Source organism: Phenylobacterium sp. (assembly GCF_036264965.1).
GTDB lineage: Bacteria > Pseudomonadota > Alphaproteobacteria > Caulobacterales > Caulobacteraceae > Phenylobacterium.
The window spans coordinates 53537-68320 of the sequence record NZ_DATAPY010000046.1; the positions used below are offsets into that span (position 1 = coordinate 53537).

15 protein-coding genes and 1 tRNA gene are annotated in these 14784 nt (G+C 67.7%); 7 read left to right on the forward strand and 9 right to left on the reverse strand.

All coding sequences use genetic code 11. The features are described from left to right. Window positions 1–9: 9 nt before the first annotated feature. A complete protein-coding gene (locus VHS75_RS07120) occupies window positions 10–591 on the reverse strand; it encodes a TetR/AcrR family transcriptional regulator (protein ID WP_329637912.1) in 582 nt (193 codons plus the stop codon). A gap of 123 nt (window positions 592–714) precedes the next feature. Here VHS75_RS07120 and gatC point away from each other — a divergent pair, with 123 nt between their 5' ends. Together gatC and gatA are read left to right on the forward strand one after the other, a co-directional pair. Then, complete coding sequence (gene gatC, locus VHS75_RS07125) at window positions 715–1002, forward strand: Asp-tRNA(Asn)/Glu-tRNA(Gln) amidotransferase subunit GatC (protein ID WP_329637913.1); 288 nt, start codon at window positions 715–717, stop codon at window positions 1000–1002. Next, window positions 1003–2475: an Asp-tRNA(Asn)/Glu-tRNA(Gln) amidotransferase subunit GatA gene (gatA, locus tag VHS75_RS07130; protein ID WP_329637914.1), complete on the forward strand. Its 1473-nt coding sequence runs from the start codon at window positions 1003–1005 to the stop codon at window positions 2473–2475. A gap of 65 nt (window positions 2476–2540) precedes the next feature. On the opposite strand, the gene VHS75_RS07135 is transcribed toward gatA, so the two are convergent. After that, window positions 2541–2837 (reverse strand): hypothetical protein, encoded by a 297-nt coding sequence (locus tag VHS75_RS07135; RefSeq protein ID WP_329637915.1) that lies wholly within the window; start codon window positions 2835–2837, stop codon window positions 2541–2543. 277 nt (window positions 2838–3114) lie between these two features. Here VHS75_RS07135 and gatB point away from each other — a divergent pair, with 277 nt between their 5' ends. Beyond that, window positions 3115–4608 (forward strand): Asp-tRNA(Asn)/Glu-tRNA(Gln) amidotransferase subunit GatB, encoded by a 1494-nt coding sequence (gene gatB / locus VHS75_RS07140; protein WP_329637916.1) that lies wholly within the window; start codon window positions 3115–3117, stop codon window positions 4606–4608. Window positions 4609–4617: 9 nt separating this feature from the next. Here gatB and VHS75_RS07145 read toward each other — a convergent pair whose 3' ends face one another. Continuing rightward, complete coding sequence (locus VHS75_RS07145) at window positions 4618–4794, reverse strand: hypothetical protein (RefSeq protein ID WP_329637917.1); 177 nt, start codon at window positions 4792–4794, stop codon at window positions 4618–4620. Window positions 4795–4908: 114 nt separating this feature from the next. Further along, window positions 4909–5424: an RcnB family protein gene (locus tag VHS75_RS07150; protein ID WP_329637918.1), complete on the reverse strand. Its 516-nt coding sequence runs from the start codon at window positions 5422–5424 to the stop codon at window positions 4909–4911. Between the two features lie 302 nt (window positions 5425–5726). On the opposite strand from VHS75_RS07150, the gene VHS75_RS07155 reads away from it, so the two are divergent. The 3 genes from VHS75_RS07155 (at window position 5727) to VHS75_RS07165 (ending at window position 7224) form a co-directional block, all read left to right on the forward strand. Beyond that, entirely contained in the window at window positions 5727–5999 is a 273-nt protein-coding gene (locus VHS75_RS07155) for a sel1 repeat family protein (RefSeq protein ID WP_329637919.1), read from the forward strand. 290 nt (window positions 6000–6289) lie between these two features. Continuing rightward, window positions 6290–6379 (forward strand) — tRNA-Ser (locus VHS75_RS07160). 341 nt (window positions 6380–6720) lie between these two features. Continuing rightward, window positions 6721–7224: an SRPBCC family protein gene (locus VHS75_RS07165; RefSeq protein WP_329637920.1), complete on the forward strand. Its 504-nt coding sequence runs from the start codon at window positions 6721–6723 to the stop codon at window positions 7222–7224. Between the two features lie 66 nt (window positions 7225–7290). Here VHS75_RS07165 and VHS75_RS07170 read toward each other — a convergent pair whose 3' ends face one another. The 3 genes from VHS75_RS07170 to kynU all read right to left on the reverse strand — a co-directional run bounded on the left by VHS75_RS07170 (window position 7291) and on the right by kynU (window position 11919). Continuing rightward, on the reverse strand, window positions 7291–8697 hold the full coding sequence (locus VHS75_RS07170; protein WP_329637921.1) for an SH3 domain-containing protein: 1407 nt from the start codon (window positions 8695–8697) through the stop codon (window positions 7291–7293). Window positions 8698–8800: 103 nt separating this feature from the next. Continuing rightward, window positions 8801–10597 carry an ATP-binding protein gene (locus VHS75_RS07175; RefSeq protein ID WP_329637922.1) on the reverse strand — a complete coding sequence of 599 codons (1797 nt, stop codon included), beginning with the start codon at window positions 10595–10597 and terminating at the stop codon, window positions 8801–8803. Between the two features lie 89 nt (window positions 10598–10686). Further along, window positions 10687–11919 carry a kynureninase gene (gene kynU / locus VHS75_RS07180; RefSeq protein ID WP_329637923.1) on the reverse strand — a complete coding sequence of 411 codons (1233 nt, stop codon included), beginning with the start codon at window positions 11917–11919 and terminating at the stop codon, window positions 10687–10689. Window positions 11920–12091: 172 nt separating this feature from the next. On the opposite strand from kynU, the gene VHS75_RS07185 reads away from it, so the two are divergent. Next, window positions 12092–13837 carry a CocE/NonD family hydrolase gene (locus tag VHS75_RS07185; RefSeq protein WP_329637924.1) on the forward strand — a complete coding sequence of 582 codons (1746 nt, stop codon included), beginning with the start codon at window positions 12092–12094 and terminating at the stop codon, window positions 13835–13837. A 3-nt stretch (window positions 13838–13840) separates the two neighbouring features. On the opposite strand, the gene VHS75_RS07190 is transcribed toward VHS75_RS07185, so the two are convergent. Further along, entirely contained in the window at window positions 13841–14092 is a 252-nt protein-coding gene (locus VHS75_RS07190; protein ID WP_329637925.1) for a hypothetical protein, read from the reverse strand. 64 nt (window positions 14093–14156) lie between these two features. Beyond that, on the reverse strand, window positions 14157–14732 hold the full coding sequence (locus VHS75_RS07195; RefSeq protein ID WP_329637926.1) for a sigma-70 family RNA polymerase sigma factor: 576 nt from the start codon (window positions 14730–14732) through the stop codon (window positions 14157–14159). Window positions 14733–14784 lie beyond the last annotated feature (52 nt).

Consider the following 14784-nt stretch of genomic DNA (forward strand, 5'->3'; position numbering starts at 1 on the left):
CGGTCTGGTCTATCGGGGCTTCAAGCTGCCGACGGCGAAGGCCGCGACCTCGCGCAGCACGTCGGCAGGCGCGCCGGCCTTGGCCTGCACCTTCAGGCCCGCAAGGGTCGCGGCGATGAAACGGGCGGCGGACCGCGGGTCGACGGCGCTGTCGACGTCGCCTGCCGCCTTCCCGGTCTCCAGTAGGCGCACGAGGTTGGCCTCGAGAAGCTCGCCGCTGGCGCGGCCGGCCGCGGAGACATCGGGATCCTGTCCGAACTCGCAGATGGCGTTGATCCCCATGCAGCCGCGCGCGCGCAGCGGTTCGGGCTCGTTGGCGAACCGCAGGAGCAACCCTTCGATCGCGTCCGTAGCGGAGGCCGCATTCCGCAGGGCCGCAAGATGCCCGGCGACGTTCTCCGTGTTGTACCGGGTTAGCGCCTCGAGATAGAGGCGGCGTTTGTCGCCGAAGGTGTCGTAGAGGCTTTGGCGGCCGATCCCCATGGCGACCGTCAGGTCGTCGGTGGACGCGCCGGCGTAGCCCTTCGTCCAGAACACATCGAGGGCGGCTTGAAGCGCCGTGTCGCGATCGAAGGCCTTGGGTCTTGCCATCCCGCGAAGATAGAGTTTTGGAACGATGGGTCAAGAACTATGCCGGTCTCAAAGCCGAGCGAGCGCTTGCAAAGACGTCGCCCAGGCGGCTAACCCACGCCCTCAAGTTCATGGAGGGATGGCATGGCCATCGACGCGGCGACCGTACGCAAGGTCGCGAGGCTCGCGCGGATCGCCGAGCCTGAGGAGAAGCTGGAAGGCCTGGCCAAGGAGCTGAACGGCATCATGGCCTGGATCGAACAGTTGAACGAGGTCGACACCGACGGGGTCGAGCCGATGACCTCGGCCGTCCACGTGGCCTTGCCCATGCGCGGCGACGTCGTGACCGACGGCGGCGATCCGGAGGTGGTGCTGTCCAATGCGCCCAAGCGCGCCGGGAATTTCTTCGTTGTGCCGAAGGTGGTCGAATAGATGTCCGACCTCACCTCGCTGACCCTGAAGGCCGCCCTTGACGGCCTCAACGACAAGTCCTTCTCCTCGGTGGAGATCACCCAGGCGCATGTCGAGGCTGTGGAGGCCGCCCGTGCGCTGAACGCCTACGTGCTGGAGACGCCGGAACGGGCGATCGAGATGGCCAAGGCTTCGGACACGCGCCGCGCGTCGGGCAACGCCGGGCCGCTGGACGGCGCGCCGTTGGGCATCAAGGATCTCTTCTGCACCAAGGGCGTGCGCTCGACCGCGGGCTCGAAGATCATCGGCGAGTTCGTGCCCACCTACGAAAGCACCGTCACCTCGAACCTGTGGCGCGACGGCGCCGTCATGCTGGGCAAGCTCAACATGGACGAGTTCGCCATGGGCTCGTCAAACGAGACCTCGGCCTGGGGGCCGGTGGTCAATCCGTGGCGGGCTGAGGGTGGCAACGCCAAGCTGACGCCCGGCGGCTCATCGGGCGGTTCGGCCTCGGCGGTGGCCGCGCAGCTCTGCCTGGGCGCCACCGCCACCGACACCGGCGGGTCGATCCGCCAGCCGGCCTCGTTCACCGGCACGGTCGGCGTCAAGCCCACCTACGGCCGCTGCTCACGCTGGGGGATCGTGGCCTTCGCCTCGTCGCTGGACCAGGCCGGGCCGATGGCGCGGACGGTCGAGGACACCGCGATCCTGCTGAATTCCATGGCCGGGCACGACCCGAAGGATTCCACGAGCCTTCCCGTCGAAACCCCTGATTTCACGAGTTTTGTCGGCAGGTCGGTCAAGGGGCTGCGGATCGGCGTGCCCAAGGAATATCGGGTCGACAACATGCCGCCTGAGATCGATGCGCTCTGGGAACAGGGCATCGCCTGGCTGAAGGACGCCGGCTGCGAGATCGTCGAGGTCAGCCTGCCGCACACCAAATACGCGCTGCCGGCCTACTACATCGTGGCGCCCGCCGAGGCGTCCTCGAACCTCGCCCGCTATGATGGCATGCGCTACGGCCTGCGCGTCGAGGGCGGCAACCTGACCGATACCTATGAACGCTCCCGCGCCGAGGGCTTCGGCGCTGAGGTCAAGCGCCGCATCCTGATCGGCACCTACGTCCTCTCGGCGGGCTACTACGACGCCTACTATGTGAAGGCGCTGAAGGTCCGCCGCCGCATCGCCGACGACTTCGACCAGGCCTTCGAGAAGGTCGACGCCCTGCTGACGCCCACCGCGCCCAGCGCCGCCTTCAGCCTCGGCGACCGCTCGGACGATCCGGTGGCCATGTACCTGAACGACATCTTCACGGTGACGGTGAACCTGGCCGGCCTGCCGGGCATGAGTGTGCCCGCGGGCCTCGACGCCGCGGGCCTGCCGCTCGGCCTGCAGCTGATCGGCCGCGCGCTGGACGAAGGCACGCTGTTCTCGCTGGGCGGCGCGCTGGAAAAGGCCGCCAACTTCCAGGCGAGGCCCGCGAAGTGGTGGTAGCCGCCTAAGAAAAATCCCTCCCCGCGAGGGGAGGGATCTCTTTGGACCCTAGATGGTCCGAAAGCTTACTTGCCGGCGGCCTTGTCGAGGTCGGCCTGGATTTGCTTCAGCTTGGCGTCGTCGATGGCGCCTTGGCTCATCGGAGCCACCTGGGCCAGGGTCATGTCCTTGATCTGGTCCATGTACTGTTCAATGCCGGGGACGTCCTTCTGCAGGACGGCCTTGCCCTTGTCGTCAGCCCAGATGGCCGCGATCGTGGACTTGTCGACGGTCAGCGGGCCGGCGGCCGGGGCTTGCGCGAAGGCCGGGACGGTGGCGAGGGTCGCGAGGGCTGCAAGGCCCGCAACGAGCTTGGTCTTCATGGCTTGTGGGTCCTTCCCCAATGGTGTGTCCGCGAAGCATGAGTGCGACTGCGGGGCGCCGCGCAAGCAAGAAGCGATAGCGCGGCAATTTGGCTCGCCCAGAAAAACGGCGAGATTGCGAACGTTGCTCGTTTATTTCAGCGTGTCGAGATCGGGCTCCCAGCCTCTTCGTCCGTGCGAAATTGATGGCCTCATTTGGCGCTCCGCGCAAGGTGACGCTTGAGTCATCCTTTTGCCCGGCCTTCCGCTTTGCAGCGGTCGGCGCTAGGGAAACGGCATGAGCGAGAAGAGCAAGCAGATCGAGGGCCGCACCGGCCCGTGGGAAATTGTCCTGGGCCTGGAGGTGCACGCCCAGGTGGCTTCCAACGCCAAGCTGTTCTCCGGCGCGGCGGTGGGCGCGGGCGCGGGCCCCAACACCCAGGTCAGCCTGGTGGACGCCGCCATGCCGGGCATGCTGCCGGTGATCAACCGCCACTGCGTGGAGCAGGCGGTGAAGACGGGTCTTGGCCTGAAGGCGCAGATCAACCTGAAGAGCCACTTCGACCGGAAGAACTATTTCTACCCCGACCTGCCGCAGGGCTATCAGATCAGCCAGTACAAGCACCCGATCGTGGGCGAAGGCGAGGTGATCGTCGAGCATGACGACGGCTCGACCTTCGCCGTGCGCATCGAGCGGCTGCACCTGGAGCAGGACGCCGCCAAGTTGCTTCACGACCAGGACCCGAACGCCACCTACGTCGACCTGAACCGCGCCGGCACCGCGCTGATGGAGATCGTCTCCATGCCGGACATGCGCTCGTCGGAAGAGGCCGCGGCCTATGTGAAGAAGCTGCGCACCATCCTGATCTATCTGGGCACCTGCGACGGCGACATGGAGAAGGGCAACCTGCGCGCCGACGTGAACGTCTCGGTTTGCCGCCCCGGCGACTACGAGAAGTTCCGCGAGACCGGCAGCTTCAGCCACCTGGGCACGCGTTGCGAGATCAAGAACGTCAACTCCTACCGCTACATCCAGGCCGCCATTGAATATGAGGCCCGCCGCCAGATCGAGATCCTGGAGGACGGCGGCAAGATCGATCAGGAAACCCGCCTGTTCGACCCGACCAAGGGCGAGACCCGCTCCATGCGCTCCAAGGAAGAGGCGCACGACTACCGCTACTTCCCCGATCCAGACCTGTTGCCGCTGGAGCTGGATCCGGCGTGGGTGAAGGCCATCGAGGCGACGCTGCCGGAGCTGCCGGACGCCAAGAAGGCGCGCCTGCAGGCGCAGTACGGGCTCACCGCCTACGACGCCGAGGTGCTGATCACCGAACAGGCCCGCGCCGACTTCTACGAGGCCGCGGCCAAGGGCCGCGACGCCAAGCTGGTCGCCAACTGGGTCACCAACGATCTGGCGGCGCGGCTCACCACCGGCGGGATCGAGATCGAGAACAGCCCGATCCTCCCCGGCGCCATCGCCGAGCTTGTCCAGCTGATCGAGGAGGGCGTGATCTCCTCCAAGATCGCCAAGGACGTCTTCGAGCGGATGTGGCTGGGCGAAGGTTCGGCCGGCGAGATCGTCGAGAAGCAGGGCCTTCGCCAGGTCTCCGACACCGGCGCCCTGGAAGCCATAATCGACAGGCTGATCGCCGAAAATCCCGGCCAGGCCGCCCAGGTGAAGGAAAAGCCCCAGGCGATCGGCTGGTTCGTCGGTCAGGTGATGAAAGAGACCGGCGGCAAGGCGAACCCCGGCGTGATCAATCAGATGCTGAAGGCCAAGCTCGGCGGCTGATCGCGCGGCTCAACGGAACAGCGCCCGCAGGCCCATCGCCACCAGCGTCCAGAGCCCGATCGACAGGGCCCCGGCGATCAGCAATCCGACCCCGATGGGCCATCGTGCGCGTCTGACCTTGAGCGCGCGCCGCGACCTGATTCCGGCGCGGCCGGTCGCGGAATCAGGGATCGACGGGCTGGCCATGCGAAGACCACCAACTGCCCAGGCGCGCGTAATCCGCACCTTGGGTTGCACTACACCCCTACAAAAGCGGGCGAATGGCCAGTTGTACTACCAAGAGTTGTCTCAAGCTAGAGCTTAATATGGCACGACGTCGAACACCTGTCGGGTGGACTGCGAGACCATCGCCCAACCGCGCGAGGTGCGCACCCACTCATAGCCACGCGGCGGCGGCCGCAGGCGCAGACGCTCCGGATCCTGGATCACCTCGCCGCCGCCGCCGGGTCCAAGATAGCCGCCGCGCCGCGCCGCGCCGCCATAACCGGGCGGCGCCGCATAGGCCCGGGGATCGTAGCGCGGATCGGCGCGGTAGCCGCCCCGCGGGTCCACCCGCGGATCGACAGCTTGCGGATAGCTTCGGGGATCGTAGCCGCTCGCGCCACGGTATTCGTCGCCGCGATAGGCCTCTCCCGGCGCCCCCCGCGGCGGTCCCTGACCCTGGCCCTGGCGTTGGCCCATCCAACGGCCTTCGCCGCGGGCAGGGGCCTGTTGGTGGCCTTCTTCATGCCGCTCCTTGCCCACGGCCGAGCCGGCCGTCGCCAGAGGTCCGGCGACGAGCGCGATAGCGGCCAGTAGTGGGATCAGGCGACGCATTTCGCCAATCATCCTCAAAACGCATGCCCCAGAGCCATAACGAGTATGGGGGCGATGCTTACAATGTCAGGCACGCCTGAACTGCGCCTGAACAGCTTCGGTGGATGGCATCAAACCCCGAGCTTGGCCACAAGGCGACTGCGAAGCTGAACTGCGACCTTTTAACACCTATGGCCAGATGAAGGCCTGACAACAGCCGCCTTAACCATGTGTTCAGCGCGCGCCTGTTTCCATGGGTTCCGATGAGGTCGGTGAACGGTGTCCAGAACGGGCTCCAACCGATCAAAAAAGGGACAAAGGTCATGCTTGCGCAAATGCAAGTCGCCAGTGAAGGGCTCCCGCTGCCGAGTGCGGAAGCTTCAGGCGACGAACTCTTCCGTCTGGGTCTGCTCTATTCGACCGGTCAGGGCGGCGCGCCGCTGGATTACGTTTCGGCGCACATGCTGTTCAACCTGGCCGCCATGCGCGGTTCGGTAGAAGCCAAGGTCTATCGCAAGGAGCTCTCGGAAGAGATGGCCTCCGACGAGGTGGCCGAGGCCCAGCGTCAGGCCCGCGAGTGGCTCGCCCACGGCTGAAGCCGTCGGCTATGTCGTTCCAGGACGGGATATAGTCTCGTTGAAACAGAGTGTTGCCCACGGCTGTGCATCGTGCGAGGGCGACAGCTCGTGCGCCAGGCCTGCCGCTTGGGCCCTGAGGCCATAGGCCTCGACGCCTTCGGAGGCGCGGTTCGCCGGTGCAACGCCGCGCTAGCCGTCTAGGCAGAACCCCTATCGTCAGCTAGAAACCGCGATCCCGCCATGGACCCTTCGATCCTGGTCCGCTGCGGGGCGATGACGCCAGGAGGAATCCTGAGCGTTTTCAGCAAGGTGACGTGGCCGAGTGGCTGAAGGCAACGGTTTGCTAAATCGTCATACCTGAAAGGGTATCGAGGGTTCGAATCCCTCCGTCACCGCCATTGCAGCCCGCGTCAGCGACGCAGGCGCCCAGCATTGAGCCGACATCGGAAGGGCATGGGCGGCCCTCGGCGGCTAGCCGCACCGAATGTCCCATTCATGACCAGGCGTCATCAGTCTTCGGACATTGCCGCGTTTCACTTTGGAAGCCGGCAGGTTCAGACAGGGCGTGGCGGTGGCCCCATGACTGCCGCGCACCGGAGATATTTCCATGAAAGCAGGACCGCCAGCCCGTTTCGGAGCCAGGCTCCTCGGCGCCGCTCTGACCGCTCTCACCCTGACGGTTGCGTCCGCGTCGGCCCAACCGGTTTCCCACCACGCCAATCTTGGAAAGGCGCCTCACATGACGATGCGGCACGACCTCGCGACCCGCGCCAAGGCCATTCACTGGCCCGAAGGCTTCAATCCCGAGACGGCGGACCTCTTCTCGCACAATTCGCTGCTGATCCTCGCCAGCTGCGAGAGGGTCTGGAGCCACATCGTCGACGCTGAGAAGTGGCCGCAATGGTATCCGAACAGCAAAGACGTGAGGTTGTTGAACGGGGCCAAGGTCCTGGGTGACGGGACCACCTGGCGCTGGACCACCTTCGGTCTGCCGCTCGAAAGCCGGGTCCACGAATACGTCCCGCACACCCGGCTCGGCTGGTACGGTTACGCGCCCGGCGCGCAGCCGACCTTCTACCACACCTGGTTCCTTGCCCCGCAGGGCGCGGACTGCAGGGTGGTGATGGATGAAGCCGGCATCGGCAAGGACGCCGCGCACCTGCGCGAAACCGACGAGAGCCTCATGCATCGCGGCCACGACCTGTGGCTGGCGACCCTTAAGTGGGTCTCGGAAGGTCAGTGATCCGGCCGCGCCTTCGACCCGTCGTCTCTGGCGTCACGGGCGCCGCCATCGCCCTCACGAACCGCGTCAGCGGCCCGAGCCTCCAGCCTGGCGCATAGGGGGCTCCAAATCGGCATTGAGGGACCTCAACAGATCCACGCCGCCCGTCCGCGCAGCGAGCGCCTGGTGGTTCAGCACCTGGACGTTGGGCGGCGGTGGTGGAGCGGCGGCGGCCTGCGTCCTGCCTTTGCCCTTGCGTTTGGCCGGCGCTTCCGGCGGCGCCGCGGCGCCGGGCTCAGCCAGGTCGGCGCCGCGGACATAGGCCGGGGTTCCGGCGACGTCTATCTCCCACCAGGAGAGGTCCTGCGCCGAATGCCCGGACAGCGTGACCGTGCGGCCCGCCGGCAGATTCATGACCACGCTCGCCTTGGCGTTCGGCGCGGAGCGGGCGACGGTCCCGCGGGTGGTGATGAAGGTCGGCTTGGGCGGTGGCGGCGCATTCAGGCCGGCGATCGGGATCAGCCTCAGCGCCGCCCGCGAAGCTTCGGCGGCGTAGGCGGGCGCCTGGTCCCCGAGAATTTCCGCCTCCGACCTGGCCTCGGCGAGCGCCAGAGCCTGGGTGAGGGTCCTGGCGACCGTCGTGTGCTGCTCCGTGAGGTCCTGACTAAGGCCGAGGTCGGCGCCGACGGCGGACCTCAGGCTGGCCTGACCACGGGCCAGCTGCTTGCGCTCCTTGTCGTCAGCGGCGGCGGCGAGCGTGGCCTTGTAGTCGGCGACCTGCCGGCTACGGCAATCGGCGAGCACCTTGACCTGCGTGGCGGTGTCGGTGGTCACGGTCACCTGGCTCGCGGCGTCGCCGTCGATGGACTGCGCCATCAGCCTGGTGTCGTTGCCGAACTGCTCCTGCTTGATCTTGATGTAGAGGTCCAGGTTGCCGCTGATCGCCGTCACCACCGAAATGGCCAGCAGCGCGCGCGCGTCCTTTTCCTGGCCAACCAGGCTGGACGGCAGCGGCGGCCCGAGACCCGGCACCTTCAGCGTCAGGGCCTCGGTCATCATGGCGTTGTTTTCGGCGCTGACCGGCTGGCCGTTCGCGTTGGGGCCGCCGGGCCCTTTGCCGTTCATGGTGTTGATGGCGTTGCTGACCTGGCCCGCCTGCCTCGCCATGCTGGCCAGCGAGAACAGTGGGTTGCTGGCCATCAGCATCGAAAGCCCCACCTTGGCGTCGGCGGCGAAGGTGGCGGTCAGCCGCGCGCGACGCAGATCGCCATACTCCTTCTGGCGCTCGACCAGAGGCTCGCGTTCCGCCGCGCAGACCGCCTGTGCGGCCTTGACCTCTTCCGGATGCAGGCTGGGCAGCGTCACCGCGTGGGCTTCGACGGTCGGCAGACCGGACAGCACCGCGACGGTCAGCGCACGCGCGGCCGTCAGTTGGGCCAGCCGCCCCAGTGCGCACGACCGGCGCCTCTGCCGGTGACCTGCGAAACGCCCCATCTCGCCTTCGCCCCCGAAGTCGAAATGATTTCAACATGGTTAAAGCGCGGCGCGCAACCTCTCTGCGACGATCGCGCGCAGGCGTCAAAGAGGCGGGAAGGGTCTAGGCCGCCGAGACTACGGCGTGTTCGGACGTGTCTTCGACCGGCTCCAGAGCCTGCTCCATCGCCTGGAAGAGGGCGGCGATGTCGATGGGTTTGGGCACCATGCCGTCCATGCCGGCGGCCTCGTACTCGGCCACCTGGTGGGTCATGGCGTTGGCGGTCACCGCCAGGATCGGGGTGCGCGGCCGGCCCGTCGCCCGCTCGCGCTCGCGGATGGCGCAGGTGGCCGCCACGCCGTCCATGATCGGCATCTGGATGTCCATCAGGATGATGTCCCAGTGCTGCGCCTCCCAGGCCTCCAGCGCCTGCCGGCCGTTCTCCACCAGGGTGGGATTGACGCCGGCCTGGCTCAGCAGGGTCTTGAGGACCAGTTGATTGGTGTCGTTGTCCTCCGCGGCGAGCACCCGCAATTCCTGCGGCGCGCCAGGCTCGGCGGAAGCCGCTTCGGGGCGGATAGCCTCCTCGCGCGCCACAGCCGGCGTCAGCGGCAGGCGCACCACGAAGCTCGAACCGGCGCCCAGTTCGCTGGACGCCTCGATGACGCCGCCCATCAGCTGGGCCATCTCGTGGCAGATGGCGAGGCCCAGGCCCGCGCCGCCATAGCGCCGGGTGCGCCCGGAATCCGCCTGGAAGAAGCCCTCGAAAAGATGCTCCAGGTCCTCGGGGCCGATACCGATGCCGGTGTCGTAGACCGTGAACACCACCTCGCCGGCGCTGCGGCCGACGGTCAGGGTGATGCCGCCCTGCTCGGTGAACTTCACCGCATTATCGGCCAGGCTGTAGAGCACGCGCCGGATGCGCGCGGAGTCGCCGTCGTAGCGGCCGCGGGCGTCCTCGGTGATCTCGAAATTGAAGGACAGGCCCTTCTTATCGGCCAGTGGCTGGTAGGCGGCCACGACGCCGCGCACCAGATGTTCCAGGTCGAATTCGGCGATCTCCAGCTCCAGCGTACTGCACTCGATCTTCGACAGGTCCAGCAGATCGTTCAGCACCGCCAGCAGGCTCTCGCTGGATCGGCGGATGATCTTCACCCGCTCCTGCTGCACCTGGGTCAGCCGCTCGGTGGTCAACGCCTGGGCCATGCCCAGCACCCCGTTGAGGGGCGTACGCAGTTCGTGGCTCATGGTGGCGAGGAAGTTGGACTTGGCGCGGTTGGCGGCCTCGGCGGCGCGCTCGCGCTCCTCGGCGGCTTGGCGCGCGTCCATGAGCTCATCCCAGGCGGCGGCGAGCTGGCCGCGGGCTGACCAGAACTGCAGGCCGAAGGTGCCCAGGGTGAAGGTGGCGATCAGCGCGGCCACCGGCTGGCCCTGCGTCAGGGAGAGCCTCACCTGGGTGAAGGCCAGCAGCCCCAGGATCGCGATATAGGGCGACATCGCCGCCAGCAGGATCCACTTGGAGCGATAGTAGCGCATCAGCACATTGACCATGGAGGAGGTCATCAGCGCGAAGGCGAACAGCCGCTCGGAGGGCCCGCCGCGGGCGATGAGGGCGAGCGCGCCCAGGGCATAGAGCGCGGTCGCCGCGATGCGCAGGGCCGGCGCCCAGGCGGCCACGCCCGGCGAGACCTGGTCCTTGGCGATCCGGCGCAAAAGGCGGTCTTCGGCGGCCAGCACCGCGATGGCGGCCGCGGCCCAGCCGGCCACATAGGGCCAGGGCGTGACGTGCAGGGTGGTCACCACCACCATGGCCACACCCACCGCCTGGACGGCGAAGTTGCGGCTGGCGTGGACGGCGAAGGCGACAGCCTGCTTGAGCTGCCGATTCGGGGCGGCTTCGTTTCCTGGGCGGGGAGACATCTGGGTGGTCCTCCTCTCGCCGCGTAACATGCCCATAAAGTCCTGACGCAAGGTTACGACCCCAAGTTGCGTCCCGGTTGTAGTCGCCGTCAGGTCACCGCCGCGCGCCGCTGGAATTGCGGCTGATCCCAGGCGCGGGTCGCAAGGACATCCGCCAACGCCTGCGCTGCGTCCCAGACCTGGGCGTAGCTGAGGAACAGGGGCGAAAAGCCGAAGCGGGCCATATCGGGCGCCCGGAAGTCGCCGATGACGCCGCGCGCCATCATCGCCTGCACCACCGCGTAGCCCTGCGGGTGGGCGAAGGAGACGTGCAGGCCACGCTGCGCGGGCTCGCGCGGGCCGGTCAGGACGAGGTCGGCGTCGGCCGCGCGCGCCTGGGCCTCGGCGATGAACAGCTCGGCGAGCGCCAGGCCCTTGGCCTCCACCGACGCCGGATCGGCCTGAAGCTGCAGGTCGAGGCCGGCTTCCAGCGCCGCCAGGCCCAGGATCGGCGGCGTGCCGGTGATCTGGCCGCGGATGTCGGCGGCGGGGCGGTAGCCGTCCTCGAAGGCGAAGGGCTCGGCGTGGCCCATCCATCCGGTCAACGGCGAGCGGATCGCCGCCTGGTGGCGCTTGGCCACGAACAGGAAGGCCGGCGCCCCGGGGCCGCCGTTCAGGTACTTGTAGCTGCAACCCACAGCCAGATCGGCCTGGGCCTCGTTCAGGTTCACGGCGATAGCGCCGGCGCTATGGCACAGGTCCCACAGCATCAGCGCGCCCTTGGCGTGGGCGGCGGCGGTGACGGCGGCCAGGTCCCAGCGGCGCGAGGTCTTGTAGTGGACCTGGGTGAGGATGACCGCGGCGGTGTCCTCGTCAATCGCCTCGATCAGCTCATCCGGCGCGACCGTCCTCAGTCGCACGCGGCCCTCCAGCAGAGCGCCGAGGCCCTGCACGGCGTAGAGATCGGTCGGGAAGTTGCCGGCCTCCGACAGGATAGTGGTTCGCCCCGGCCGCAGCGAACAGGCGCCCGCGGCCAGCTTGAAGAGGTTCACGGTGGTGGAGTCGGCGACCGTCACCTCGCCGGGCGCGGCGCCGATCAGCCGAGCGATCTTGTCGCCCACCCGGGTCGGCGCGCCGATCCAATCGGCGGTGTTCCAGCTGCGCACCAGGCCTTCGCCCCATTGGCGGCGCGAGACGTCGGCAAGGTGGTCATGGACCGCCAACGGCGGCGGTCCGAGCGAATTGCCGTCGAGGTAGATCACCCCGTCCGGCAGGGCGAAGGCCTGGCCGAAACGCGCCAGCGGATCGGCCGCGTCCAGCGCCAGGGCCTCGTCGCGGGTCACGGTTGCGGTCGCTTGGACATGCAAGGCTCATAGAACGCGGAAGCGGCGACAGAAAGGGGCGGCTGACGGGCGTGGGCGGCCTGTGCTTAAGTCCCGCCCTGCGGTCTCGCCGCCGCGGCATTTGAACCAAGGCATTTCGCGCGGGCGAAGACCCGCCGGGGGGAATTCCAAGATGAGCAAGCTGACCCGTTTCGCCGTGGCCTCCGCCCTGGCCCTTAGCCTGGCCGCCGGCATGGCCGCCGCCGCCGACAAGCCGGCTGACAAGAAGGCTGCCGCCGCGGCGGTCGCCGCCGCCAAATGGCCGGGCCTGCCGCCGGGCGCGGTCGAGGAATATGCGGTGATGCGCGACGGGACCAAACTCGCCGCCAACGTCTTCAAGCCCGCCGGAGCCGGCCCCTGGCCCGTGGTCATGACGCGCACGCCCTATCTGAAGGACGGCCGCATCGACAAGGAGCACGATCCGGATGGCTCGAAGATGCGCGAGGCCCTGGTCAAGCAGGCCAGGCACTACACCGACGCCGGCTATGTCTTCGTCCTGCAGGACACCCGCGGCAAGGGCCGCTCGCAGGGCTTCTACGCCGCCTTCGAGAACGATGTGGAAGACGGCTACGACAGCGTCGAGTGGGCCGCCAGGCAGCCCTGGAGCAACGGCAAGATCGGCCTGACCGGCGGCTCGGCCATGGGCATCACCGCCAATGAGGCCGCCATGGCCGCCCCGCCGCACCTGAAGGCCGCCTACGTCGTGGTCGCCCCCTACGACCTCCTGGCCAATAGCTATCCGGGCGGCGTGCTGAAGGAGAAGGACGTGCTCGGTTGGTCGAAGGGCCAGGGCGTCTCCGACGAGGTGCTCGACACCCAGCGCCGCCGCGTCGAGGACGACGTCTTCTGGAACCGCTCAGCGATGAGCACGAACCGCAAGTACATCCAGATCCCGATCTACAACGTCGGCGGCTGGTACGACATCTTCAACCACGGCAATATTTCCAACTTCGAGTACCTGCAGAACCACGGCGCGAAAGGCGCGCGCGGCAATCAGAAGCTGATGATGGGTCCGTTCGGCCACGGCCCGCTGAGCGGGAATCTGGAATACCCCGGCTTCGATCGCCTGAACCTCGCCAGCGACCAGGAACTGCGCTGGTTCGACTACTGGCTGAAGGGCGTCGACAACGGCGTCATGGCCGAGCCGCCGGTGACCTATTTCATGATGGCCGGGGCGGAGAAGGGCGCGATCTCGCCGAAGAACGGCATGCGCACCTCGGCCAACTGGCCGCCCGCCAATCGCGAAGTGCGTTTCTACCTGACGCCTGACAAGACCCTGACCAACAAGACGCCGAGCGGCGAGGGGACCAAGCTCAGCTACCGCTTCGACCCGGCCAACCCGGTCCCGACCGTGGGAGGCGCAAACCTCACCTTCGAGCGCGGACCGATGGACCAGCGGGCGATACCGGCGCGGCAGGACTACCTGCGCTTCACGACCCCGGCGCTGGACAAGGACCTGACGATCTCAGGCCCGGTGAAGGTCGAACTCTATGGCGCCACCGATGGTCCCGACACCGACTTCATGGCCAAGCTGGTCGACGTCTACCCCGACGGCTACGAGGCCCTGGTGCTGGACGCCCCGATCCGCGCGCGCTTCCGCAACGGTCGGATGCCCGACCAGGTGAAGATGATGACGCCGGGCGCGCCGGAGGAGCTGGACATCGACCTCTGGTCGACGGCGATCACCTTCGAGAAGGGCCACCGGATCGCGGTGCACATCACCTCGTCCAACAGCCCGCGCTTTGAGGTGAACCCCAACACCGGCGAGGCGGCCGGCGGGCATGCCAAGGCGCCGCGCGTGGCGACCAACAGTGTCTATATGGACGCGTCCCACCCGTCGGCCCTGGTCCTGCCCGTGGTCTACCCCGACGGCAAGTAGCGGCTAGGTCTTGTCGCCGGGCTTACGCTTGGGCGGCTTCGGCTCGTCGTAGTCGTGGAAGAAGCCGAACCGCACGCCGCCCTGGTGATAGCCGGGGCGGTAGGTCTGGTCGTGGCCGAATTCGGCGCCCGGAGAGCCGGCGCGCTCGCGCTCGTTGCGCTTCAGGGCCTTGTTCAGCCGTGCATCCTCGACCTCGAATTCGGGCTCGGTCGGTGTCTCCGCCGCGGCGCCTGGATCGTGTTCTTTATCGGCCATGGCGTGCATCCCTTTCGTCGACGTCCCTAGGACATCAACGGCCAAGGCCAAGCTCGCGTTCCCGTCAGACCCGCTCGGCCGCCGCCATGATCTCCAGCGCCATCACGTCGGTGGCGTCGTCGGCTTCCATGATCTTCAGAAGGCGCGCACGGGCGCGGTTGACGCGGCTCTTGATCGTGCCGAGCGCGCAGCCGCAGATCTCCGCCGCCTCCTCGTAGGAGAGGCCCGCCGCGCCTACCAGCACGAGGGCCTCTCGATGCTCGTCGGGCAGCTTGCGCAAGGCGTCCTGCAGCGAGTGGACCGCGATGCTCCAATCCTGGGTCGGCGCCGACCTCAGTGTCCCCGCGTACTCGCCGGTCTCGTCGCGCACCTCGCGGCGGCGGCGCACGACGGCGGTGTAGTAGGTGTTGCGCAGGATCGTGAACAGCCAAGCGCGCAGGTTCGTGCCGGGCTCGAACTTCTCACGATTGGTCCAGGCCTTGATCAGCGTGTCCTGCACCAGATCGTCGGCGTCGGAGCTGTTGTGGCAAAGCGACCAGGCGAAGGCGCGCAAGGCCGGGATCAGGTCCACCACCTGATCGCGCCAACTCGGCGGTTCGGACGCGCGGCGGGCGCGGAGGGTCGACTTGTCCGGCGTCATAACGCTTTGCCTTTCGCCGCCCCGGCGCTCGGAGAACGCGGCCTCCTGCCAT

What these genes read in the sequence shown, in the direction of transcription:
- VHS75_RS07175 (WP_329637922.1), bottom strand. Translation starts at nt 10,597, where the DNA reads ATGTCTCCCCGCCCAGGAAACGAAGCCGCCCCGAATCGGCAGCTCAAG.
- gatA (WP_329637914.1), top strand. Translation starts at nt 1,003, where the DNA reads ATGTCCGACCTCACCTCGCTGACCCTGAAGGCCGCCCTTGACGGCCTC.
- VHS75_RS07195 (WP_329637926.1), bottom strand. Translation starts at nt 14,732, where the DNA reads ATGACGCCGGACAAGTCGACCCTCCGCGCCCGCCGCGCGTCCGAACCG.
- VHS75_RS07170 (WP_329637921.1), bottom strand. Translation starts at nt 8,697, where the DNA reads ATGGGGCGTTTCGCAGGTCACCGGCAGAGGCGCCGGTCGTGCGCACTG.
- VHS75_RS07145 (WP_329637917.1), bottom strand. Translation starts at nt 4,794, where the DNA reads ATGGCCAGCCCGTCGATCCCTGATTCCGCGACCGGCCGCGCCGGAATC.
- VHS75_RS07135 (WP_329637915.1), bottom strand. Translation starts at nt 2,837, where the DNA reads ATGAAGACCAAGCTCGTTGCGGGCCTTGCAGCCCTCGCGACCCTCGCC.
- VHS75_RS07185 (WP_329637924.1), top strand. Translation starts at nt 12,092, where the DNA reads ATGAGCAAGCTGACCCGTTTCGCCGTGGCCTCCGCCCTGGCCCTTAGC.
- VHS75_RS07150 (WP_329637918.1), bottom strand. Translation starts at nt 5,424, where the DNA reads ATGCGTCGCCTGATCCCACTACTGGCCGCTATCGCGCTCGTCGCCGGA.
- VHS75_RS07190 (WP_329637925.1), bottom strand. Translation starts at nt 14,092, where the DNA reads ATGGCCGATAAAGAACACGATCCAGGCGCCGCGGCGGAGACACCGACC.
- gatB (WP_329637916.1), top strand. Translation starts at nt 3,115, where the DNA reads ATGAGCGAGAAGAGCAAGCAGATCGAGGGCCGCACCGGCCCGTGGGAA.
- VHS75_RS07165 (WP_329637920.1), top strand. Translation starts at nt 6,721, where the DNA reads ATGACGATGCGGCACGACCTCGCGACCCGCGCCAAGGCCATTCACTGG.
- VHS75_RS07155 (WP_329637919.1), top strand. Translation starts at nt 5,727, where the DNA reads ATGCTTGCGCAAATGCAAGTCGCCAGTGAAGGGCTCCCGCTGCCGAGT.
- gatC (WP_329637913.1), top strand. Translation starts at nt 715, where the DNA reads ATGGCCATCGACGCGGCGACCGTACGCAAGGTCGCGAGGCTCGCGCGG.
- VHS75_RS07120 (WP_329637912.1), bottom strand. Translation starts at nt 591, where the DNA reads ATGGCAAGACCCAAGGCCTTCGATCGCGACACGGCGCTTCAAGCCGCC.